21 protein-coding genes and 1 tRNA gene are annotated in these 21,837 nt (G+C 68.4%); 5 read left to right on the top strand and 17 right to left on the bottom strand.

Going from position 1 to position 21,837, the window contains the following annotated elements:
* Nucleotide 1 precedes the first annotated feature (1 nt).
* Both AC4GYU_RS00335 and bchI read right to left on the bottom strand, forming a co-directional pair.
* Nucleotides 2-1,564 carry a VWA domain-containing protein gene (locus tag AC4GYU_RS00335; RefSeq protein ID WP_491084932.1) on the bottom strand — a complete coding sequence of 521 codons (1,563 nt, stop codon included), beginning with the start codon at nucleotides 1,562-1,564 and terminating at the stop codon, nucleotides 2-4.
* A complete protein-coding gene (gene bchI, locus AC4GYU_RS00330; RefSeq protein ID WP_491084931.1) occupies nucleotides 1,555-2,550 on the bottom strand; it encodes a magnesium chelatase ATPase subunit I in 996 nt (331 codons plus the stop codon). Before bchI ends, AC4GYU_RS00335 begins: the two co-directional genes overlap by 10 nt.
* Before the next feature lie 109 nt (nucleotides 2,551-2,659).
* Between bchI and AC4GYU_RS00325 the strand changes: the two genes are divergently transcribed.
* Together AC4GYU_RS00325 and AC4GYU_RS00320 are read left to right on the top strand one after the other, a co-directional pair.
* A complete protein-coding gene (locus AC4GYU_RS00325) occupies nucleotides 2,660-4,654 on the top strand; it encodes a TonB-dependent receptor (RefSeq protein ID WP_491084930.1) in 1,995 nt (664 codons plus the stop codon).
* Between the two features lie 57 nt (nucleotides 4,655-4,711).
* Nucleotides 4,712-5,962 (top strand): metal-dependent hydrolase family protein, encoded by a 1,251-nt coding sequence (locus AC4GYU_RS00320; RefSeq protein ID WP_491084929.1) that lies wholly within the window; start codon nucleotides 4,712-4,714, stop codon nucleotides 5,960-5,962.
* On the opposite strand, the gene AC4GYU_RS00315 is transcribed toward AC4GYU_RS00320, so the two are convergent.
* The 7 genes from AC4GYU_RS00315 to AC4GYU_RS00285 all read right to left on the bottom strand — a co-directional run bounded on the left by AC4GYU_RS00315 (nucleotide 5,963) and on the right by AC4GYU_RS00285 (nucleotide 13,265).
* Complete coding sequence (locus AC4GYU_RS00315) at nucleotides 5,963-8,101, bottom strand: penicillin acylase family protein (RefSeq protein WP_491084928.1); 2,139 nt, start codon at nucleotides 8,099-8,101, stop codon at nucleotides 5,963-5,965.
* 50 nt (nucleotides 8,102-8,151) lie between these two features.
* The gene (gene csgH, locus AC4GYU_RS00310) at nucleotides 8,152-8,481 is read right to left on the bottom strand and encodes a curli-like amyloid fiber formation chaperone CsgH (protein WP_491084927.1); all 330 of its coding nucleotides are present in this window, start codon (nucleotides 8,479-8,481) and stop codon (nucleotides 8,152-8,154) included.
* Nucleotides 8,482-8,493: 12 nt separating this feature from the next.
* Nucleotides 8,494-9,168 (bottom strand): hypothetical protein, encoded by a 675-nt coding sequence (locus AC4GYU_RS00305; protein ID WP_491084926.1) that lies wholly within the window; start codon nucleotides 9,166-9,168, stop codon nucleotides 8,494-8,496.
* Between the two features lie 25 nt (nucleotides 9,169-9,193).
* Nucleotides 9,194-9,943: a hypothetical protein gene (locus AC4GYU_RS00300; RefSeq protein ID WP_491084925.1), complete on the bottom strand. Its 750-nt coding sequence runs from the start codon at nucleotides 9,941-9,943 to the stop codon at nucleotides 9,194-9,196.
* A 93-nt stretch (nucleotides 9,944-10,036) separates the two neighbouring features.
* The gene (locus AC4GYU_RS00295; protein ID WP_491084924.1) at nucleotides 10,037-11,623 is read right to left on the bottom strand and encodes a hypothetical protein; all 1,587 of its coding nucleotides are present in this window, start codon (nucleotides 11,621-11,623) and stop codon (nucleotides 10,037-10,039) included.
* Between the two features lie 242 nt (nucleotides 11,624-11,865).
* Nucleotides 11,866-12,843 carry a CsgG/HfaB family protein gene (locus tag AC4GYU_RS00290; protein ID WP_491084923.1) on the bottom strand — a complete coding sequence of 326 codons (978 nt, stop codon included), beginning with the start codon at nucleotides 12,841-12,843 and terminating at the stop codon, nucleotides 11,866-11,868.
* Nucleotides 12,844-12,845: 2 nt separating this feature from the next.
* Nucleotides 12,846-13,265: a curli assembly protein CsgF gene (locus tag AC4GYU_RS00285; protein WP_491084922.1), complete on the bottom strand. Its 420-nt coding sequence runs from the start codon at nucleotides 13,263-13,265 to the stop codon at nucleotides 12,846-12,848.
* 288 nt (nucleotides 13,266-13,553) lie between these two features.
* On the opposite strand from AC4GYU_RS00285, the gene AC4GYU_RS00280 reads away from it, so the two are divergent.
* Entirely contained in the window at nucleotides 13,554-15,188 is a 1,635-nt protein-coding gene (locus AC4GYU_RS00280) for a c-type cytochrome (RefSeq protein ID WP_491084921.1), read from the top strand.
* Here the strand turns inward: AC4GYU_RS00280 and AC4GYU_RS00275 are convergent.
* The 6 genes from AC4GYU_RS00275 to AC4GYU_RS00250 form a co-directional block, all read right to left on the bottom strand.
* Nucleotides 15,185-16,165 (bottom strand): hypothetical protein, encoded by a 981-nt coding sequence (locus tag AC4GYU_RS00275; protein ID WP_491084920.1) that lies wholly within the window; start codon nucleotides 16,163-16,165, stop codon nucleotides 15,185-15,187. The two genes, AC4GYU_RS00280 and AC4GYU_RS00275, sit on opposite strands and share 4 nt — an antisense overlap.
* A complete protein-coding gene (locus tag AC4GYU_RS00270; RefSeq protein WP_491084919.1) occupies nucleotides 16,162-17,259 on the bottom strand; it encodes a GNAT family N-acetyltransferase in 1,098 nt (365 codons plus the stop codon). The genes AC4GYU_RS00275 and AC4GYU_RS00270 overlap by 4 nt, the downstream gene beginning before the upstream one ends.
* The gene (locus AC4GYU_RS00265; RefSeq protein ID WP_491084918.1) at nucleotides 17,256-18,383 is read right to left on the bottom strand and encodes a hypothetical protein; all 1,128 of its coding nucleotides are present in this window, start codon (nucleotides 18,381-18,383) and stop codon (nucleotides 17,256-17,258) included. The genes AC4GYU_RS00270 and AC4GYU_RS00265 overlap by 4 nt, the downstream gene beginning before the upstream one ends.
* A complete protein-coding gene (locus AC4GYU_RS00260) occupies nucleotides 18,380-19,252 on the bottom strand; it encodes a HesA/MoeB/ThiF family protein (RefSeq protein WP_491084917.1) in 873 nt (290 codons plus the stop codon). The genes AC4GYU_RS00265 and AC4GYU_RS00260 overlap by 4 nt, the downstream gene beginning before the upstream one ends.
* The gene (locus AC4GYU_RS00255) at nucleotides 19,249-20,196 is read right to left on the bottom strand and encodes a hypothetical protein (RefSeq protein WP_491084916.1); all 948 of its coding nucleotides are present in this window, start codon (nucleotides 20,194-20,196) and stop codon (nucleotides 19,249-19,251) included. Before AC4GYU_RS00255 ends, AC4GYU_RS00260 begins: the two co-directional genes overlap by 4 nt.
* Nucleotides 20,197-20,282: 86 nt before the next feature.
* Nucleotides 20,283-20,359, bottom strand: a tRNA-Arg gene (locus AC4GYU_RS00250).
* A 101-nt stretch (nucleotides 20,360-20,460) separates the two neighbouring features.
* Between AC4GYU_RS00250 and AC4GYU_RS00245 the strand changes: the two genes are divergently transcribed.
* Nucleotides 20,461-20,667 carry a hypothetical protein gene (locus AC4GYU_RS00245; protein ID WP_491084915.1) on the top strand — a complete coding sequence of 69 codons (207 nt, stop codon included), beginning with the start codon at nucleotides 20,461-20,463 and terminating at the stop codon, nucleotides 20,665-20,667.
* Here AC4GYU_RS00245 and purQ read toward each other — a convergent pair.
* Nucleotides 20,664-21,335 (bottom strand): phosphoribosylformylglycinamidine synthase subunit PurQ, encoded by a 672-nt coding sequence (gene purQ / locus AC4GYU_RS00240; protein WP_491084914.1) that lies wholly within the window; start codon nucleotides 21,333-21,335, stop codon nucleotides 20,664-20,666. The two genes, AC4GYU_RS00245 and purQ, sit on opposite strands and share 4 nt — an antisense overlap.
* Nucleotides 21,332-21,568, bottom strand: coding sequence for a phosphoribosylformylglycinamidine synthase subunit PurS (purS, locus tag AC4GYU_RS00235; protein WP_491084913.1), 237 nt, complete (start codon nucleotides 21,566-21,568; stop codon nucleotides 21,332-21,334). Before purS ends, purQ begins: the two co-directional genes overlap by 4 nt.
* Nucleotides 21,569-21,687: 119 nt before the next feature.
* Here purS and AC4GYU_RS00230 point away from each other — a divergent pair, with 119 nt between their 5' ends.
* The gene (locus AC4GYU_RS00230; RefSeq protein WP_491084912.1) at nucleotides 21,688-21,837 is read left to right on the top strand and encodes a hypothetical protein; all 150 of its coding nucleotides are present in this window, start codon (nucleotides 21,688-21,690) and stop codon (nucleotides 21,835-21,837) included.

Raw genomic sequence — 21,837 nt, 5'->3', positions numbered from 1 at the left:
CTCAGGCCGCGGCGTCCGCCACGGCGCGTCCGAGCGTCGCTCCGTCGGCGAGCGGGAGGTGGAGATAGCGGGCGGCCATGCCCTGTGCGAGGGTGGAGGCCTCGGGGCGTGCGCGCGGACCGATGTCGATGACGAGCGCGCGAACCCCTGCCGATGCGATGCGCCGGGCGGTGGCGGCGGCATCCGCGAGCGCATTCTCCCGGCCATGCGAGCCGTCGAGCGCGACATTGGCGCGTCCGTCGGTCAGCAGCACGATCGATGGAGTCCGTCCCCGCGCGGGCGCCGCTTCCGCGACCAGCCGCGCGGCGTCGAGGCCCGCGGCGAGCGGCGTCCCGCCCCCGCCGGGCAACTCGGCGAGCAGGCGGCGTGCGCGGGTCAGCGAACGGGTCGGCGGCAGCAGCAGGGTCGCGCCGCTTCCGCGAACGGCGATGAGCGCCACTTCGGCGCGCCGGACGTAACTTTGCGCGAGCAAGGTCTCGACCGCGCCCTTGGCTTCGGCGAGACGCTGGGCCGCGGCCGAGCCCGATGCATCGACGGCGAAGATCGTCAGCGAGGCCGCGCGATCCTGGTAGCGGCGGACCCGCAAGTCATCACGCGCGATGCGGATCCGGTCGGTGCGTCCGCGTACCGCCTGCCAGGGCGCGGCCGCCCGCAGCGTATCGAGGATGGCAAGCCTGGTGCCCGAGCCGGGCTTGCCGCGCCGCGTGCCCGCGGGACGGCCCCGCATCTGGCTCCTGATCCGCGCGCCTGCGCCTTGCGAGGAAGAATGCTGTCGCCGCGGGTCATTTCCGGTCAGCGATGCCAGCAGTTCGGGCGGAAGCGCTGTCCGCACCGCTTCGAGCACCACATCCTCGAGCGTCTCGCTGGATCGCGACTGCGGCTGCGCGGATTCTTCCTGATCGGGCGGCGGCGCTGCTTCTTCCGGAAGCCGCGTCGCCCGCGGTGCGAGCACCGTTCTCGCAGCGAAGGCCAAGGCGCGTTCATCCACCGGGCTTCCCCGGAGCAGGGCATGCGCGCGGACGGCGGCAAGCGCGAAAAGGTCCGCGCGCGGAGAGGCGACCCCAAGCGCGGCTGAAACGCCGGCAATGGTCCGGACAAGGTCGTCCTCCGATATGTCGGTCGAACCGTCGCCATCAGTGTCGTCGAGCGAAGCTGAGAGATGGAAGGCGACGCGCTCGGTCAGGCAGGCCGGCGGCTGTTCGTCGGGACCCCCCTTATCGAGCAGGACCACCCCGATCTGTCCTTCGTCCATTGCCGCTGCGATGCGGCCAGCCATGGCCGAAGTCAGCCGCTCGGCGCCGGGGATGAGGAAAATCTTCGCGCCGTCATCGCCGAGGATCCCGGCGCGATGCACCGGTCGACCCGCCGCCAGCGTCGCGGCGACGTCGAGGCCACCGACCAGCCGTTCCTCGTCGATGCTGCACGGCAGGGTTCGCAGCCCGGGCCCAAGCGCGGCGATGAGCGCGTCGCGATCAATCTCACCCTTGATCCAGATTCCACCCAGCCGTCCCGGCCTTGCCGCGACAAGGGCGGCCGCGGCCGCGAGGTCCTTGCTCAGTCCCACAGCTCGGCCATCGCCCGGTCGACCCGCGCGGTTGGCCCGGTTTCGTCGAGGACATTGCGGCGAAGGCGGTGCCGCAGCGCCATTGGCGCGACCGCGCGCAGGTGGCTCCGCCCGACCGCGGTCTGCCCCTCCAGCGCCGCCAGCGCGCGGGCCGCTCGGATGAGGGTCAGTTCGCCTCGAAGCCCGTCGGCGCCGACCGCCATGCACAGATGCGCGGCATCGGCGAGGGTCGAATCCGGCACCGCCACCTCGCTCAGCAGCGCCCGCCCGCCCGCGATGTCGCGCAGCACCTGCCGCTCCTTGCGCCGCCATTTGGTCCGGAACGCCTGCCCGTCGCGCTCGTGCGCGTCGCACCGGCGCATGATCTCGATCCTGTCCTCGACCCGTTGCGGGGTCCTTACCTCGACCGACAAGCCGAAGCGGTCGAGCAATTGCGGACGAAGCTCGCCTTCCTCGGGATTGCCGCTCCCGACAAGGACGAAGCGGGCGTCATGCCGCACGCTGAGGCTTTCGCGCTCGACGACATTCTCTCCGCTCGCGGCGGCATCGAGCAGAAGGTCGACCAGATGATCCTCGAGAAGGTTGATCTCGTCGATATAGAGGAAGCCGCGATTGGCCTTAGCGAGGAGCCCCGGCTCGAAGGCCTTCTCCCCGGCGACCAGCGCCCGCTCGATGTCGAGCGCGCCCGTCACCCGGTCCTCGGTCGCGCCGAGCGGGAGGTCGACGAAGGGCACCGCCACCTCGTCGATCTTTCCGTTGCCGCCATGACGGCATTTCGGGCCGGCCGGATCGCAATTGAAGCGGCAACCGGCGACGACCTTCATCGGCGGGAGGAGGTTGGCGAGCGCACGCGCGGCGGTCGACTTGCCCGTCCCGCGATCACCGAACACCATCACGCCGCCGATCCGCGGTTCGACCGCCGCGATCAGCAGCGCCCGCTTCATTTCGTCCTGTCCGACGATGGCCGTGAAGGGAAAGGCGCCCATGATGCTCCGTGTCAACGCGGCTTCACACTTGCTACCGTCAATCAGGCATTTGGTCCAGTGGCATCGCTTGCCGGTTGTGAGGGCCGGACAGGAGCCCTACGGCCCCGCCATGCAAGCCGTGGACGCCGCGCCGCAGATCGTGATTACCGCCAAGGCGCTTCCGGCCCCTGCGGCCGAACGGCTGCTCGACGTCACCCTCATCAGCCGCCGTGAGCTCGACCGCCAGGGAAGCACGAGCCTCGACCAGGCGCTGAAGGGCGTGGCCGGCCTCCAGCTCTTCCGCCGTTCCGACGCGCGCAGCGGGCAGCCGACCAGTCAGGGCGTCACCCTGCGTGCGCTCGGCGGCAATGCGGCCAGCCGGGCACTCTTGATCCTCGACGGAGTCCCGCAGAGCGACCCCTTTGGCGGGTGGATCAACTGGCCCGCCTACGACCCCGCTTCCCTGGCCTCGGTTCGCGTCATCCGCGGCGGAGGCAGCGTCGCCGACGGCCCGGGCGCGCTCGCCGGGACGATCAGCATGGTGAGTCGTGAGGACGAGGGAATTGCCGCCTCGCTCGAGGCGGGAAGCCGCAATGCGCGCGCGCTCTCCTTCTATGGCGGAACCACGGCTGGGACCGGTCATGTCGGACTGTCGGCCTGGGCCTCGGCCGGTGACGGTTTCGTGCCGGTCACGGCGGCGACCCGCGGGCCCGCCGACCGCGCGTCACCCTACAGCAATGGCGGTGCGCGCCTGCGTTGGTCGACCCCGCTAGCACCGGACATCGAGCTTCAGGCAAACCTCTCGACCTTCGTCGACCGCCGCGAGCGCGGGCTCGCCTTCACGGCCAATCGCAGTGCCGGCGAAGATGCCTCGGCGCGGCTCGTCGGAAACGGTCGTTGGGCCTGGTCGGCCTTGCTCTATGGGCAGCGCCGCCGGTTCGAGGCGAGTGCTGCCTCGGTCTCGGCCGGCCGGACGCTCGCGACCCGCTCCTCGCTCCAATATCATGTGCCGGGCCGCGCGATCGGCTGGAGCGCCGAGCTTCGCCCGCCGGTCGGGGAAGGGATCGAAGTCCGGCTCGGCACGGATGGCCGGCGGATGCGCGGCCGGTCCGACGAGCTTGGCAGCTTCAGCGCCGGTCTCGCCACCCGCGACCGGCGCTCGGGCGGTGCATCCTCGCACGCCGGTGCCTTTGCCGAAGCCACGATCGAGCGCGGTCCCCTGACGCTTAGCGCCACCGCCCGGATCGACCGCTGGCGAATCGCCGACGGCTTCCTCGAGGAACGGCTGCTCTCGACCGGGGCGCTCACCATCGACCAGGATTATGACAGCCGTTCGGGCTGGCTTCCGACCGCGCGGCTTGCGGGCGGCATCGGCCTCGGCGGCGGGCTTCGACTTCGCTCGGCGGCCTATCTCGGCTGGCGCCTGCCGACCCTCAACGAGCTGTTCCGGCCGTTCCGCGCCGGCCCCGATGCGACCGCGGCCAATCCGCTGCTCGAACCCGAGCGCCTGCGCGGACTCGAAGCGGGGCTGGAGGGAAGCCATGGCGCTCTCCGCTGGTCGCTGACCGCCTTCGGCAATCGCCTTCGTGATCCGATCGCCAACGTCACGCTCGCCACTGGCCCCGGAACCTTCCCGGGAGTGGGCTTTGTCGGGGCGGGGGGCTCCTATCGCCAGCGCCAGAATCTGGAGGCGATCTCGGTCAGGGGACTGGAGGGCCGTGCGGATCTGCGTCGCGGTCCGTGGTCGGTCGGGGGCGAGTTCAGCCTCACCCGCGCCTGGGTGCGCGCTGCCGGTGCGGCCGCACCGCTTGACGGCCTGCGGCCCGCGCAGACGCCGAAGCTCGGCGCTTCGGCCGATGTCGGCTATACGGACGGCGGCAGGAGCTTTGGCCTCCAGCTTCGCCATATCGGCGCGCAATATGAGGATGACCTCAACCGCATCCTGCTGCCGTCGGCGACCACCCTTGATGCCTTTGCCAGCTGGCCGATCCTGCCGGGCCTGAGGTTTGTCGGCCGTGCCGAGAATCTCGCCGATGCCTTGGTCGTGGCCGGGCGGACCGCCGACGGCACCACCGAGCGGGCAACCCCGCGCACCTTCTGGCTGGGACTTCGCTTCGCCCGCTAGCCCGCCATCTTGTGGTCGGGTCTGCAATCGGCTTGGCTGTGAGCGGAGGATCCCGCCATGCCCCTGCTCCCATTCCTGCTCCTGACCGCCGCCGTGCAGGCGAGCGCACCCGCGACGGGCATCCTGCTCCTCAAGCCTGACCGGTTATTCGATGGAAGCGGCGCCGCGCACGAGGGCTGGCAGGTGCTTGTCCGGGACGGGCGCATCGAGGCAGTCGGTCCTGCCCTGGCCGCACCGGCCGGCGCGCGGGTCATGCCGCTTCCCGGAACCACGCTCATGCCGGGCATGATCGAGGGCCACGGCCACCTTTTCCTTCATCCGTACAATGAAGCGAAGTGGGATGCGCAGGTCCTGAACGAGCCGCTCGCGCTGCGCACCGCCCGCGCCGTCATGAATGCCCGGGCGACGCTTCGGGCGGGCTTCACCACCTTGCGCGACCTCGGCACCGAAGGCGCTGGCTTCGCCGACGTCGGCCTCCGCCAGGCGATCGACCAGGGCATCGTCCCCGGCCCGCATCTTCTCGTCGCCACCAAGGCCATCGTCGCGCGCGGCGCCTATGGGCCCAAGGGATTCGAACCCGGCGTCCCGATCCCGCAGGGCGCCGAGGAAGCCAGTGGCGTCGACGAGGTCGTCCGCGCGGTCCGCAACCAGATCGCGGGCGGAGCCGACGTGGTGAAGCTCTACGGCGACTATCGCTGGCGCGCGGGGGAGGAAAGCCGCCCGACCTTCAGCCTCGCCGAACTCAAGGCCGCGGTCGACGCCGCGCACGATGCGGGGCGGAGCGTCGCCATCCATACCTCGACGCCCGAGGGCATGCGCCGCGCGATCGCGGCCGGGGCCGACACGATCGAGCATGGCTATGGCGGCACGGCCGAAGTCTTCGCCGCCATGAAGGCGCGTGGAATGACCCTCTGCCCGACCCTCGCCGCGGCCGACGCCGTCGCGCGCTACGCCGGGTGGAACGGGCAGGAGCCGGCCCCGGCGGGCGTGCGCGAAAGCCGGGAGGCCTTCGCCCGCGCGGTCCGCTCGGGCGTCGCAATCTGCGTCGGCGGCGACTCGGGCGTCTTCGCGCATGGCGAGAATGCCCGCGAAATGGAATTGATGGTCGCGGGCGGCATGACTCCGCTGGCCGTCCTCACCGCCGCGACCTCGGGCAACGCCCGCTCCTTCGGGCTCGCCGACCGCGGCTCGATCCGGCCCGGTCTTCGGGCCGACCTCGTGGCGGTGGAGGGCGATCCGACGCGCGACATTGCGGCCGTCCGCCGCGTGCGGATGGTGCTCAAGGACGGCAAGCCCGTCGCCGACTGATCAATCTCCCGGCCGGTAGCTCCGGCGGACGTGGCCCTTGAGCTCGTCGGGATAGAAATAGACCGGCCGCAACTGCCCGCCAACGAACCGCTCGGCCTGGTCGTTAAAGTGGGGTGAGGCGGGGTCGCCGCTCTCGCCGCCGGCGCTGATCGCGACGGCCTTCACCCGCGGTCCGAATTCTACCACCGCGACGAAGCTGTTGCCGCTCGTCCCATACCATTTCCTGGTGCCCGCCTTGGGACCCGAGCCGACGGACGCGAGCGAACCCCAGATGCCCGACGCGAACGGAATGGGTAGGCTCGGCGCGCTGTCGCTGAAGCGTTGGTCGATCACCCCGTCGAGGCGCTGGAAGCGATTGATCTCCCCCCACCGCACCTGCCACCGCCCGAAGTCCCGTTCGAGCATTGCCACCGCCTCGCTCAGCGCCGCCAGCTTGTCCGCCTCGCTGGTGCCACCAGCAAGCCGTGCGATGCTCCGGTTGCGCGCCTCATTGGGGATGTTCGACAGGCGCTTGGGCAGCGCTTCGCCCCACGCCATGGCCAGCGACTGGGGAATGCTCGCCGCGCTCCAGCGATAGTCCCAACCACGCAGCGCATCGACCGGGCCCGCCAGCGCGCTGCGCCGGGGGTCATTGGCCGGCAGCCGGTCAAAGGCTTGGACCAGCAACGGCACCAGCTCCGCAAATCCCGGCTGGTAGCTGTCGTAGGCCGCGGCGCGAAGCTTCTCTATCGACCAGCCTGTCTTTCCCTCGAGCAGCTGCTGCGCATGCAGCCCGCGATAATTCTCGCCGAACATGTCCATGTAGCGGGGGAAACGCGCCGGATCGGGGCTGCTCGTTCCCGCCGCGCGATAGGGCCAGGCATTGCTGTTCTGGACCCAGCCAGTCGCGGGCCGGATCGCGTTGGGAAGGTCGCCGACCGCATGGACCCCGCGCCAGTCGGTGCGGGGATCGCTGCCGTCGACCACGCCGCGATAATCGAAGCGGTCGTCGCGCCGGGGCACGAACTGCGGGTGCAGATAGGCGATCTCGCCGCCGCGGGTCGCGACCAGCGTATTGTTCGAGCTGTTGGCGGCAAGCGCAGAGACTTTCAGGAACGAGGAGAGGTCCGTCGCCTTGGTCCGGAGATAGCTTTGCTGGAGCGCGGCGACCGGCCGGTCCATCATCGCGAAGCTGATCCAGCGGCTGCCTTCGGCGCGCACGATCGGTCCGCGATGCGTGGCATAAGTAACGAAGGTCCGGCTCTGCATCTTCCCGTCCGGCTGGCGCACCTTCAGCACCACTTCGCGTTCCTTCAGCGGCCGGCGTTCGCTGCCGAAGCGATAGAAACGCCGGGTCGGCGTGCTTCCGACCTCCACCGCGAACTCGTCGACGCTGTCCACACCGCTCGACGTGTGCATCCAGCCGACCGCGGGGTTGAAGCCCTGGTAGATGAAGAATTGCCCCCAGGTCGCGGCCCCATAGGCGTTCAGCCCTTCGTCGCTCGTCACCTGCTGCTCGGACCGGAAGAAATAGCTGGTGTGAGGATTGATCAGCAGCAGGGCATGGCCGCCCTCGGTCAGCTTCGGCGCGATGGCGATGCCGTTGGAGCCGCGCGGTTCGCCATCGAAGGGCGCCGCCGCGACCTTCGCATCCCCGTAGAAGGCGGCCAGCTGCTTGAGGTCGATGCGCTCGATGTCGCCGCCGATGCTGCCTTCGGTGAAGCTCAGCGCCATCCACGGCTCGAAGCGGGTCAATACCCTGGGCCGGACGTTCTGGTGATCGGTAAGATAGGCGTTCAGTCCCGCTGCCCACGCATTCATCAACCTTTTCAGCCAGGCCGGGCTCGCGGCAAAATGTGCCTTCAGTTCGGGCTCGCTGACATAGAGGCGGGTGCGCAGGTCAGACCACAGCGCCCGCTCGCCCTCGGCTTCGGCAGCCCGCCCGAGCGCCGTCAGGTAATTGGCCTCGATCCGCGGGAAATCGTCCTCGGCCTGCGCATAGATCATCCCGAAGACGGCATCGGCATCGGTCCGCCCATGGACGTGCGCGATGCCCCAGTCGTCCCGGGCGATCGTCACCTCGTGACGCGCTTCGGCGGCGCTGCCGGGATCAGCGAAGGAGAGGGCAAGGACGAACGCGCAAGCGAGACGGGTCTGCATGAAGCCGATGCTGCGCCGCCCTTGCCGCGCCTGCAAGCGCGAACGCCGATCTATTCGCCGCTAAGCTTGCGCTCGTATCGACCTTGCGGGGTGTCGACTTTCAGTTCGGCCGACCAGTCCCGGCCCGCATTGCCGAGGCCGAGCGAAACCAGCACCACCCTCTTGTCGGGCGAAAGCCTAACGCGGCCGCTCTGGACCGAACGATTGCCTGACCCGGAGATCGCCACCAGTTCGTAGCTTGCGCTCGTCACGACGTCGCTGTCGCCGATCACTTGCAGCTGCACCACCGGACCGTTCCGGTGCGCCGACAGGCTGATGGGATCGCGCCCTTCAGTCATGAGCGCCATCGCGGCGGCGGCGACCAGGAGGCTCGGAAACATGGCAGATACCTCTCAACGCGGCGGCTGGCTGGTGATGGCGCCGACGATCACCGCCGCCTGCTCGGGACTGATTGGCGCTTTCTGTTCCTCCTCCTTGCGCGGCACTGCCGGAGGGGTGCGGTTCAAGGCGACCGAGGCCACCGCCTGATCCTCGAGCGAGAGATCGGCCGAAGGATTGTTGGCCAAGCGCTTTGCCGACCCCTGGTAGCCGTCGGCGGGAAGCGCACGCTGCTCGAGCAGCAGACGCTGCTCTGGCGAAAGCGTCGGCGGGGCTCGTTCGAACTCGCCCGAACGCGCCTCGATCACCCTGGCGCATGCAGCGCTGCGATCCTTGCTGCGCGCGCCGGGGTCGCACCGGTCGGAGCCAATCAGCACCTCCTTGGCGCCGGGCCGTGACTGCTCGCGGCGACTGAGCGACGGGCCGCTTTCCGCGCTGCGCTTGCCGTCGGACACTTGCTGCGACGTTCGGCGAGCTTCCTCGCGGGCGCCGGCGGGGGGTGCGACAAGCGCCTTGTCGGCGGCGTCGGTCAGTTGCTCGCTATCGGGAAGGCGCGGCGGGATCAGCATGATCGCGCCCGTTTCCGTCCGCGCGCTCTCGGCCGGTATCTGGCCGACATCGACGATGCTGGGGTTCGGCGCCGCCATCGCCATGGCCACTACCGACAGGCCTGTCGTGATCAACGTCATCGCCATCTCCTCGTCGGCTCTGTCGCTACCGGTTGGTTTGCGTCACCAGCAACTGGCCGCCTGGCTGCGCCCCACCATTCTGCACAATCTGCAGGTCGCTGAGTCCGGTCCCGGTCTGGGTCCAGGCCAGGCGGTTGCCGTTGCCATTCTGGACTGCAGTCATGCCATTGCCGTCGCCACTTTGCGTCAGCACGGCGCGATTGTCGCTGCCATTCTGGTTGAGCGACATGTCGTTGAAATTGCCCGATTGCGAAAGCTGCGCGCCGTTGAAGGGGCCGCCATCGCTCTGCTGCCGGCTCCATAGCCAGTTGCTGGCACCTTGCTGCGTCGTCCAGAGCGCATTCTGGCCGTTGCCATCCTGCTCGGCGCGGAGGAACTGGGTCGAGCCGCTTTGCGTCACCGAGGCATAGGCCGAGCCCGTGCCGCGCTGGGCAATATCGGCCTCATTGCCGGGTCCGCCATTCTGGACGACCTTGGCATAGGCATTGGGAGCCGTCTGCACGATCGCCGCCCGGGACCCATTGCCGATCTGCTCAATGAAGGCGCTGCGGCCTTCCACCACCGGCATGGCGAGGTCGATCGGTGGGGGCTTGCGATCGATTTTGGTCCGCCCGCCGGCATTGCCCTGCGCGCCCAGATTGCCGTTGTTCCCCTTGCAGGGATTGCCGTTATTCTTGAGGCAGGGGGCGCCGGGCGGGCTGCTGCTGGTATCCGCCGCAGCGGGCATGCTCGTACCCGCCAGCGCCAATCCGAGCAGCGTGACGAGCCATCTCACGGACACTCCGCGACGGACGCTGATGCTCACGGCCTTCCTCCTCCTGAAAGGGAAACCGGCCCCGCACGCGACGCGCGGGGCCGGCCCATCCTCTTACGAGCCTTGGTTGACGCTGGCAGTGTTGCCGTTGCCGCCCTGGGTCACATAGGAATTATTGCCGCTGCCGCCCTGGCTGACAGTTGCCATGTTGTTGCTTCCGCCCTGGAGGATCGTCGAGACGTTCGCATCGCCGCCCTGGGTCAGCGACGCCATGTTGGCATTGCCGGTCTGGATGATGTCCGACAGGCCGTCATTGCCGCTCTGGCGCACGTCAAGCGTATTGTTGGCGCCAGCCTGATAGGCATTCGACGTGTTGCGATTGCCGGTCTGGTGAACGCCCTTGGCTAGCGCAATCTGGTTGCCGCCCGGCTGCGGGATTTCCGACGTCTGGCCGGCATTGGCCGCGGTGCCAACCTGATTCCACGTTGAACGGTTGCCGCTTCCGGCCTGCTCGACGAAGGCAACCGTGTAGGTGCCGCTCTGGTTGACGACCGAGCCATTGTCAGTGCCGGCCTGCTGGACATAGGCAAAGTTCGACGCGCCGGTCTGGTCGACCTGCGAGGCGAGCGTGTTGCCAGTCTGCTGGACCACTGCATACCCCGAATAGTTCGGATCGTTGAGGACCGTCTCGCCCAGCTCGTAGCTGGTGTAGCCGGCCGGGCCAACGCCCGCATTCTGGTTGACCGACGAGCTATTCGAGGTGCCGGTCTGGGTCACTCGTGCGGCGTTGTTGGCGGCCGTCTGGAGGACGGTGGACGCATTCTGGTTGCCCGACTGATTGATCACGGCATCGTTGTTCGTGGCGCGCTGATCAACGCTCGACCGGTTCCGGCCTCCGCTCTGGCTCACCGACGCATAATCGGTGGCGCCCGACTGGGTGATATTCGAGTCGTTGAAGCTGCCATTCTGGTCGACAAGGGCGGCGCCATTGCTGCCGGTCTGGACGACGCCCGAATAGTTGGACGAGGAGCCGCGCTGCATCACCGTCATGGTGTTGCCATCGCCGCCCTGGTAGCCGTTGCTGGTGTTGCTGACCGACTTCTGATCGATCGTCGCCATGTTCGCGTTGCCGGCCTGGACGAGGCTCGAGGTGTTGCCGTAGCTGTCGTCATCGCTACCGCTGCTAGGCGTCTCGCCCTGACGCACGGTCGCGACGTTGTTCGACCCGCTCTGGTCGATGGTGCTGCGCTGCCAGTCGTCGCGCTGGTCCACGGTGGCGGTGTTGAGGTCGCCACCCTGGCTCACGTTCGAGTTGCTCTGGATGATCGCCGTCGCCGAGACCTGGCTGACGGTCGCGCTGTTCTTGTTACCCTTTTGGAGAACGGTCGAAACAGCGGCCGGCGGAGCGCCGAACATGTTGCCGTCGTCGGCCTGGGTCACGGTGGCGTTGTTTTCGCTACCCTGCTGATCGATCGTCGAGCGGCCGCCGGCGCGGGTCCCGTTCTGATTGACGGTCGAAGTGTTCTTGTTGCCCGACTGGCTGATGACGGACTCGCCCTTGTCGCCAAGCTGGCTGACCGTGGCGGCATTCAGGTTGCCGGCCTGATTGACCGACGAGCTGTTGCCCGACGGGGATGCGAACGCCGCTGTGGCAGTCGTTAGCGCCAATGCGGATACAGTTGCGAGAATGAAACGTTGCATGGTTGTCAATCCTTCTTCGTGGGATGATAACCAGGCCGCCCCCTCGCGGGGGTGACATGGTCAGGTACTCACCGTCCTTGTCGCGCGCGTCGGAGCTGCAACTCCGGCGCGCGCCTTGCATTCGGATCAGGCGCCAGCTGCAACTGCCGCGCGATCCCCTGGCTTTCGTCACCTGTCCGGGCACCAGGCACCCGGCCATACCTTGAAGCGGCCGAGGCCGCTTGCCACTGGCCTCGGGGCCGTCAGTCGACAGCGCCTTGGCTATGCCCCTTCTTCGCTGCGCTTTCGCGCGGCTTGATTGTCATCGGCGGGGCGCGACGAGCGCGCTCCATTGCCTCGCGGGCCTGCACGGGGCTGATGATCCCGTTCCTCTCCGCACGATATTGGTCGACCAGCTTGGCGCCCGCCGCACCGTCGGCGAAGCCCCACAGTCGCAGATCGGCGCCTTCGAGTACCAGCGCGTAAACCGCTTTCTCGATCGCTTGCTGAAGTGCGAGATGATCGGGCTCATTGGTCGTGAAGCCAGCCTCGGCCTCGAGCAGTTCCTTGAAGGCCACGAACTTGAAGGCACTTGCTCCGATCGCCTTGGAGGCGATCGTCTTGGAGGCGGTCACCGTAGTCAGGACTTCGCCGGTGCGGACCGAGACGGCCCGCAGATAGACCGTCACCGTATCCTGCCGATACTCGGTCCGTCCCCCGATCCCGAGGAAGGCCGCGCCCGCGCCGCCAGTCACCGTATTGGTGTCATAGCCGATGATCCCGCCCTCGAGCAGCACGCCCGCGAACAGCATTGCCGGAAGCGCCTGTGCGTTGACGTCCTTCTCACCGAGATAGCGCTCGCGCATCTCGCGAATGATCTGCCGCTCGTTCAGCAGATTGCGCAGCGATTCCCGCTCGACGATCGTGAACCATTGGCGATTGCCGGCGTCCTGAAGCGCCTTGACGAGGATCGAGCCACCGCCCTGGGTGACCGCGCGAGACAGGGTTTGTCCCGTCTCCACATCCTTGAACTGCCCGGTTTGATCGGTGAAGCCATAGACCGCAATGGCAACCTGACGCTGCGGTGCCGGCAGATTCTGGAGCAGCACCTGGGTCTGGGTGCGCGCCGGGAAGAAGGCGAGCGAGGTTGTCTCCGGGATCATGTCACGACCACTGGTCGTGACCGACTGGCAGGCCGACAAGGCGAGGGCGACCGGAATAAGGGCAGCGACCGAGCGCATGGTCAGGGCACCGTGACGAAGGTCGGGACGACGATGGTCGTGACTTCGCTCCCGCTGGTGATGGTCAGCGTGACCGAGTCGAGCCCGCGAACGAAGTCGATCGTCTGATCACCGAACTTGATCGTCCCCCGCTCCTGCGGATTCTCGCCGAAAATGGCATCGACGATCTGCGACGAAAGCGCCGACAGGAGTCGCGACTGGAGCTGGCGGGCGAAGATGTCCGCCTCGCTGCCCGCAACGGGTGCGTTCGGATCCTTGGTCTTGTTCTGGGCATTGGCAATTCCGAGCAGGTGCTGGGAATTGAACGGATTGCCGCCGAACGTCGGATTGACGGGCTGATAGACGAGATCGCCGGCAACGGCCGGAGACGCGACGCACAGGCACACGGCCGCGGCGAACGCGGCGCTTACGCGGGACTGCATTGATTTAATTCCCCTTGTTGCAGCCGCGAGCGAGTCGCGGCGGCAAGTGAGGCGAAGTTAAACCAGCCTTAATTTAGAGCAAGAAGTATTTTAAAGGTTAATTGTCCAACTTCGCTACACAATACTTTCCGTGGATGTGTCGGCTACACAACATCACAACGCGATGACTCATCCTTATCAATGGCGTGGCGGGAGTGTGTGGCGCGCTTCGGCATTGATCGCTCGGACAGTCCCTTTCGCGAGGAAGTCGAAGCTGCCACCTACTTGCGACGTAGGGGAGGGCCGACGGTGAAAACTGCATATTGGGCTCTGCCGCTGGGCGCGCTCGTCGTCATCGGCGGACTGGGCTGGGGTCTTTCCAGGAACGAGGCCGAGGCGCTCACGCGGCCGTCGGTGCCGGCGGAGGCGACAGCGGTCCAGCGCGGCGCAGCGGCTTTCGAAGGCGGAGACTTCGGCGGGCTCAGCAGTGATGCGCTCGCGACTCACGCCATTCCCTGGCGCCTGGTCGGGGCCGCGCTGGTGCTTGATGCGCGAATCCGCGATCCTCGCCTCCCGGCAAGCCGCGCGACCCTCGACTCAATCCTGTCGGGCTTCGGCTTCCTGCCGCATGCCACCGTGGCGAACCGGCCGCCTGGCCTCGGGCCTCGAGGCGGCGACCTGCCCCTGGGCTTCACCGCAGGCGACCTCGCGCCGGTCGGTGGCTCGGTGGTGCGGGTGGCGAACCTCGGCTGTGCCGCCTGCCACGCCGGCGTCACCTACAAGGCCGACGGCCAGCCCGACCCCCGCCGCGCGATGCTCGGCACGCCCAACACCAGCCTCGACCTCGAAGCCTATACGGTGACCGTCTTCCGGGCGCTTCGGGCGACGATCGACGACGACCGTCTCCTTCCCATGGCTGCGACGCTTTTCCCTGAAATGGGCTGGCGCGAACGGCAAAGCCTGCGCTGGCTGGTCCTTCCGCTCGCGCGCAAGCGGCTGGCCGAACTGGCTGGCAAGGATCGGCCGATGCCCTTTCCCAATGGATCGCCCGGAAGCACCAACGGCGTCGCGGCGCTCAAGGCGGCGATCGGCGCGCCGCTGCTCGGCGGCGGGGCCGAGGATTCGGGCATCGTCTCCGTGCCGGACCTCGGCGACCGCATGGCCAAGACCAGCCTGCTCGCCGACGGCAGCTATGCGGTTCCCGGCCAGCCCCGCTCGGCACCGGTCGCGCCGACAAGGCTAAGCCCGCAAGACCTTCGCGCCCGCGCCGCCATCACCACTTTCTTCACCGTGCCCAGCATGGGCGTCCACCCGGACCGGGCGGTCCGCAGCCTCGACGATGCGACCGACATCGCGGCCTTCCTGACGCGCTACCGCCCGCAGCCTTTTCCCGGTCCGGTCGACGCCCGGCAAGCGGAGCGCGGCGCCGCCGTCTATGCGGGGGCCTGCGCTTCCTGCCACGGATATTATTCGAGCGGCCCCACGCGACGCCTGCTCCTCTACCCCAACTGGATCGGCGAGGTCGGGACCGATCGCCTGCGCGCAGAGGTATTCGATGACGCGCTGGTCGCCGCCGTCGGCAAGAGCCTTTACCGCGATCGCATCGCCGTGGCGCGCGGCGGCGGCTATGTCGCGCCTCCGCTCGCCGGCATCTGGGCGTCGGCGCCCTATCTCCACAATGGCTCGGTCCCGACGCTGGCGGCGTTGCTCTCCCCATCCGAGCGCCCGGCCGGCTTCCTCGTCGGCGGCCATGCGCTCGACATGGATCGGGTCGGGCTCCGGCTCGGACCCAACGGGCGCTATCTTCCGGGCTACCGGCCCTTCAGCACGCCGGTCTGGCTCGACACGCGCAAGCCCGGCCGGGGCAATGACGGGCACCGGTACGGCGAGGCCCTCGATACCGCGGACAAGGCCGCGCTTATCGCCTTTCTCAAGACGCTCTAGACCATCACTTCGGCGATTGACCGCCGCGCCCTTGGTGCCTGTGCCCCGGCGGGCCGGCGACCGATCCGGAACGTGCTAACCAGCCGGCGGTCAGGGCCGATCCCGGCCATCGCCGCAAGCCGCTCGGCCGACGGGCGATGATCCGCAAGCGCCGCAATGACGGCGGCCCCGAAACCCGCCGCCTCGATCCGCAGCCAACAGCGATAGAAGGCAGCGCCGCTGACGAACGGATCCTCCCCGATCGGCCGGTGGAAAAGAAGGAGCCCAGCCGCGCCTCGCGTCTTGGCGCGCTCGCGAAGGACCGGCTCGGCGAGGCCAATGCGGTCGAGCAGCCCGAACAATGGACCCAGCACCAGCCCGGCGCCGATCGCCTCGACCCGGCCCATCGCCATCGCTTCGGCGTTCAGCCCATCGCGGTCCCACCGTGCGTGCCGGCGCGACAGGCGCATCCACGACAGCAATTCGCCGCGGAAATCGCGTCGGCGCATGAACTGGAAGCTCGCGTCGTCGGCTAGCTGGGCCGCCTGGCGAAGACCATCTGGATCGGCGATCACCGCCACGTCCTCGGCGGCGAGCGCCGCTGCGGCCGCACGGTCCTCTGCACTCGCTTCCTCGAAGGCGCCGCGCCACGACCGCCGCGCATCGATGAGCGCGGCGTGTGGATCGGCCGCAACGCTCCGATCGCCGACGAGCCGCCAGGCCGCGACCGGCCGAAGCCCGGGTTCGGGCTCCGGCAGCGCGGCCTCCTCGACCCGCAGTCCCGCCGCGCCCGCGGCCAGCCGCATGCCTTCCGACGCCGCACCCAGGCTGATGGCGGCATCATGCCCGGTGGGATCGCCCACCGTCAGCCGAACCGCCTCGTCCTCGAACAGGGCAAGGCCGTCCTCGCCGACCAATCGCCACCGCGCCGGCTGCACATTGTGGACACTTGGCGCGAGCATCGCCGCCGCGACCAGGGCCTCGCGATTCAGGCTCATGCCACCTCCTTCCGGAACAGGTGCAGCTGGTGGAGCGGCTGCGCCCCGATCCGCGCCATCTGCCGGAGGCTGGCGGCGTTCTGCTCGGCGATCCAGGTGATGCCGAGCTGCTCGTAGCGCGCGTCCCGCAATGCCTTCAGTGTGCGGTGAAGAAGGGCGCCCATCAGCCCCTTGCCCTGCTCGTCGGCCACGACCGAATAAAAGATGATCACAGCCCGGCGCCGCCGCAGCCGATAGCGCAGGAAATGCCATGGCGTCAGCAGCCCGATCCGCGACCGGCTTGCACGGAGGAAGCCGTTCAGATCGGGAATGCAGATCACCGTCCCGACCGGTCGGCCGTGATGAAGCAGGACCGAGGACAGCCGCGGATCGAGGATCGACATCATCTCGCCGGCCTGGAAGCGAAACTCCTCGGTGGTCAGCGGAACGAACATCGGATTGCGGGCAAAGCCGTCGTTGAGCACAGCGCGCGCATCTTCCATCCGCGCGGCGAAGGTCGCCTTCTCGATCGGGGCGAAGCTCCATTCGTCGTCCGGCTCGAGCGCACCGGCGTCGGGTAGCCGCGCCGTCGCCAGATCGACCGCGAAGGTCTGCATCGGAAAGAAGCGCGCAAAGCCATTTTCTTCGAGCAGCCGCGGCACGTGCGGAGGATTGACCACCATGTCGGTGAAGGCGCTGCGGGCGTCGCCACCGGTCATCACCCCGCATTGCTGCATCGCGGTCAGATTGAAATTGCCGACCAGCTCCTTCTGGTCCTGCGCGCGCGCGAAGTCCTCCGCCGCGCCGAGAAGCAGGCGCGCCGCGTCACCATCGTCCGCGCAATCGAAGAAGCCGAACTGGGCGCGGGCCGTCCCGTGAAGCGCGTTTGATTGTCGATGAAGATGCGCGAGGATCCGGCCGACCGGGCGCCCGTTCCGGTGCGCCGTCCAGTAGGCGAAGGGATTGCCGCTCAACCACAACGGGTTCTTGTCGGGATCGAGCATCCGGAACAGGTCGCCCTTTAGCGGCGACACATAGCCGTCCTCGGGACGATAGCAGTGGAAGGGCGTCTCGAAGAAGGCGTCGCGGTCACCGCGGCGAAGGTCGAGGCTCATCGGCAGGTCTCCAGCAGGCGCGCGGCGACCCGCAATTCATCGTCGAGGGCGGGACCGGCGAACTCGCCCGCCGCGACCGCCAGCAGCAATGGTGGCTCGGCTTCGAGGCGGAGAAGGTGCGTCGCCCCGTTGGCAAGCAGCAGCTCGCGCGCCGCAGCCGCGACCTCGGGATCGTCGCATTCGGGTGTCACCACTCGGTGCGTGACCAGTGCCGCGACGCTGGCCGGCGGGACGTCAGCTAGCTCCGCCGGCCCGAGCAGTCGCCCGCTCGCCAGCAAAGGATGCGCCGCAAGGAGCGCCTCGCGCTGCCCCCCGTCGGCGCGGGCAAGGCTGGCGACGAGATCGGGGGTTTCGCCCGGCCCGCGATCGATCCGCTCGGTCAGGAGGATCAGCCCGGCAAGGGCCGCGGCGACGGCCGAGAGGGGAAGGGGGGCGACACCCCCGGTGAGATATGCCGCAACCCAGGCCACCCCGCCGGCGAAGATCAGGAGCATGATGTCGGCAAGGAAGCGGCGAAGCGCACGAGCCTCCCGCGTCGCCGATGCCGTCGCGAGGACGAGCAGGAGGATCGCAAAAGCGCCGCCGCGGACGACGAGGCCGGGGAAGAGCGCTTCGAAGTCCGTCACCACCAGCGGCACGGCGAGGAGGAAAGCGGCTAGGATCGCCCCGGCAAATTGCCGGTCGGCGAGGCTCAGCCCGTCCCGGCTTCGCCACAGCATCACCGCCATCACCACCAGCATCGCCAGTTGGAAGGCCGCCAGCGCGGCGATCGCGGCCGCGCTCCACAGCAGGCCGACGCTCACCGCGACCAGGGTGAAGCCGATCGCCCCGCCGAGCGCGAGCAGCTTGACGGGCTTTCGGGCGTGGCGCCGGATCAGCTCCTCGACCAGCCGAAGCCCGGCGAAGGGCAGCCAGGCGGCGACGATCATCGTCGCGGCCGCGAGCAGCGCCCCACTCGCAAGCGCCGCAAGCAGCCGCAGCGCGAGCAGCATGGCAAGCAACGTGTAGAGGGTGCGGAGGCGCCGCGCGACGTCCGAGCGCCGGGCAAGCCCGTTGAGGCCCCGCCGCGCCAGTAGCACGGCGAGGAGCGTCAGCCCCGTCACCATCAGGTTGGCCGGGCTCATCCCATCATCCGCGCCATGAAGCGGCGGACGGCAAAGGCGCGGACCGCCGCCAACGGCGCGGCCAGCGGCCGTTCGATCCGGACCTTGTGGGGATTGAAGAAATAGCCGCGATTGTCGGTCCCGCCGGGCCGTCCGAGCAGTATCCGGATCGCTTCCTCGGCCATCATCGTGCCCGCCATCGTCACCATGGTCGAGAAGGAGAAGCGCGATCGTTTGCCCGCCGCCACCTCGGCCGCGACGTCGAGGTCGACATAACGGTGCGAGCTGCTGTGGGTCAGGACGTAGGTGATCTCGCGCTGCAGGCATTCGGTCCGCATTTCGGGCGTGACGGCGGTCCATTCGACCCCGCAGGTCGGATAGCCGAGCCGCTCTTCAAGCCGCGGGTCCGACGGCCGGACCACCGTCACCGAGGGCAGCGGCGACGCGTAAGCGTCAATCACCGTCACGCCATGCGCCTTGGCACGGCGATAGAGCTGCACGCCGGCCGCGGCATCGTCCATCCCGTTCACCGCAACCTTCACCTGCGGCAGGATGGTGTCGAGCGCGCCCGTCCATTCGCCTCCATGGAGCGCGATCTGCACTTCGGGGTTGATCCGCAGCGCTCCCGCCTTGGCCGCCGCGGCCTTGGGCTGGCCGACACTGTCGAGCGTCGCGAACAACTGCCGGTTGAGGTTCGACACTTCGAATTCGTCGAGGTCGGCGATGACGAAATTGCCGACCCCGGCCCGGACCAGCGCCATGAAAGCCGCGCCTCCCATCCCGCCGACGCCGGGAATGAAGACGCAGGACTGTCGCAGCCGCTCCTGATCCTCCTCGCTGACGAACCCGCGATTGCGGGTGGTCATCTCGGCGTAGCTGAATTCACTCATCGGATAGGCCTCAATCTTCCAAGGGGGCGGTCGGCATCGAGCCATTGCAGGAGCGGCGCGACCACCGCCTGCACACCGAGCAGGACGCCCTGCACCGCAAGCTGCGGCAGGGCGTGGCGCGGGACGCTGCGCGACAGGAAGCGCTTGGCCGCGCCGAGGTCGATCCGGCCGATCTGCAGCACGTCGTCGCCGCGGCTATAGTCGAGCTCGGCGGCGCAAAAGTCGTTGTAGCGCGCGTCACGATGCTTGGCGGCGATCGCAAAGCTCTTCTTCAGATTGTCCGACCCACCGGTATAGGCGTTGGTGATGACCTGCCGCTCGGCATCGAAGCCGGCGTCGGGCCCGACCCCGAAGGTCGCGCGGTGACGGGTCATCAGCTGGTGGGCGAAATGGCGGTGAACGAAGGTCGGCGCCGTGCCCTCCTGCCCCGGATAGACCTGGTCGAAGGTCTCCGCGACCATCCCGACCACGGCCGGGACCTGGGTCACGCTGCTCACCCACAGGGGCCGCAGGCCGCCGCGCACGAACAAAGCGAAGCAGGTGAGGCCGTAGAGGATCCACGACAGGCCGCCGCTGCGCTCGGCGGGATCGACCATCACCAGCCCGAGGTGGAGGAGGTCGCTCTCCTGGCCGTCGTGGCGAACGGGGAGGAGGGGCATGGCGTTGAAGGCGATCGGCGTCCCGTCGGCGGCGCGGCGGACGAGGGTGATGACTGTCCGGTCCCACGCTTCCCCATCCGCGTCGAACAGCCCGTAATCGAGGTCGCGACCGTTGAGGCAGGCGCGGACGACGGTGCGGCAATCCGCACGAAGCGCGTCGAGCCGCGCCGGCGGCAGGCTTAGCCCGGGCCGCTCGACGATCTCGACGCGATGCTCGCGCCCGGCGCGAAAACGCACGTCGAGCCACTCGCCCGCGACCATTCCCCACATCGTCGAAAGCCGCACGCTACCCCCAGTGGCTCGACCCTAGACGGCGAAGCGTAAAGTTGTCGTGACCAGCGAGCCAGCAAAGAATGTCGGCAAAGGGAAAATGGCGCGCCCGGCAGGATTCGAACCTGCGACCACGAGCTTAGAAGGCACGTGCTCTATCCAGCTGAGCTACGGGCGCCCGCTCACCCCGCTAGGCGTCCTGGCGGGTCGGCTCAAGCCGTTCATCAGGCGTTCAAGGCCAAATGCTTTCCATGGCCCGGCCGAACAGGGGAGATGTTCATGCGCCCGCGCCTTGCCGCCTTGACCTTGCTGCTGCTCGCCGCGAGCAGCTCCGGCCACGCCGCCACCATCGTCATCCTGACCGATCCGATGTCGCTCCAGCGGCGGACGATGGTGCTGGAATCGCCGGGTCCAGACCGCGTGTTGCTGTGCGCCCTGCCGCCCGCGACCACGGGCTGCGTCGACGTCACCAATCGCCGCCGCTAGGCGGCAGCCAGCGCCCCGAGCAGGCTGTCGAACAGTTTGCGGCCATCCTCATTGCCGTGCGCCGGCTCGGCCGCGCGCTCGGGATGGGGCATCATGCCGAGGACATTGCCCGCATCATTGACGATGCCCGCGATGTTGTTGGCGCTGCCGTTGACCGTGCAGTCATAGCGAAAGGCAATCCGGCCTTCGCCCTCGAGCCGCGCCAGCGTCTCGGCGTCGGCCTGATAATTGCCGTCATGGTGGGCGACCGGGATCCGGATCTTCTCGCCCGCGTCATAACCTCGGGTGAAGATGGTCTGGTTGTTCACCACCTCGAGGTCGGCATCCTTGCAGACGAAGGTGAGACCCGCGTTGCGCATCAGCGCGCCCGGCAACAGCCCGGCTTCGGTCAGCACCTGGAAGCCGTTGCAGATGCCGAGCACGGGCGTGCCGCGGCCGGCGGCCTCGACCACCGCCTGCATGATCGGCGACCGTGCCGCCATCGCCCCCGAGCGCAGATAGTCGCCATAGGAGAAGCCGCCCGGCACGCCGATCAGGTCGAGCCCCTCGGGCAGCGCCGTCTCGCGGTGCCAGACCATCGCCGGCTTGGTGCCCGTCAGCTGCTCGAGCGCGACGGCAAGGTCGCGGTCGCAGTTGGACCCGGGAAAGACCAGGACCGCGGTCTTCATGCGCCCACGCGCTCGATGCGGAAATTCTCGATCACGGTGTTGGCGAGGAGCTTGCGGCACATGTCCTCGATCGCGCTGTCATCGACATGGTCGTCGACATCGAGCTCGATCAGCTTGCCCGCGCGGACGTCGTTCACGCCGTTGAAGCCCAGCCCCTCGAGGGCATGGTGGATCGCCTTGCCCTGGGGATCGAGCACGCCGGACTTGAGCGTTACCAGGACCCGCGCCTTCATCACCAAGTTCCTCCGCTGTGGTGTGGGCGCCTATGGACAAAGGGTAAGGGTTGAGCAAGCATTACCCCGGCATAATCGGGATGTGCGGCGTATTTGGCCGAGTGGGGAAGGGGGGCCTGATGGCCTATTTTGCGACCGGGCTGTTTCTCGCATTGTTCCTTGTGGGACCGACGTATTTCCACTGGTCCGATCCCGGCGGACGCGTGTCGCTCGCGCTGATGACGGCGTTCCTGCTGGGCGCGGTGGCGGGCTACAAGGCCAAGGGCTGA

It is taken from the genome of Sphingomonas sp. SP2, assembly GCF_058313385.1.
This window is presented reverse-complemented; position numbering and strand designations above follow the sequence as displayed.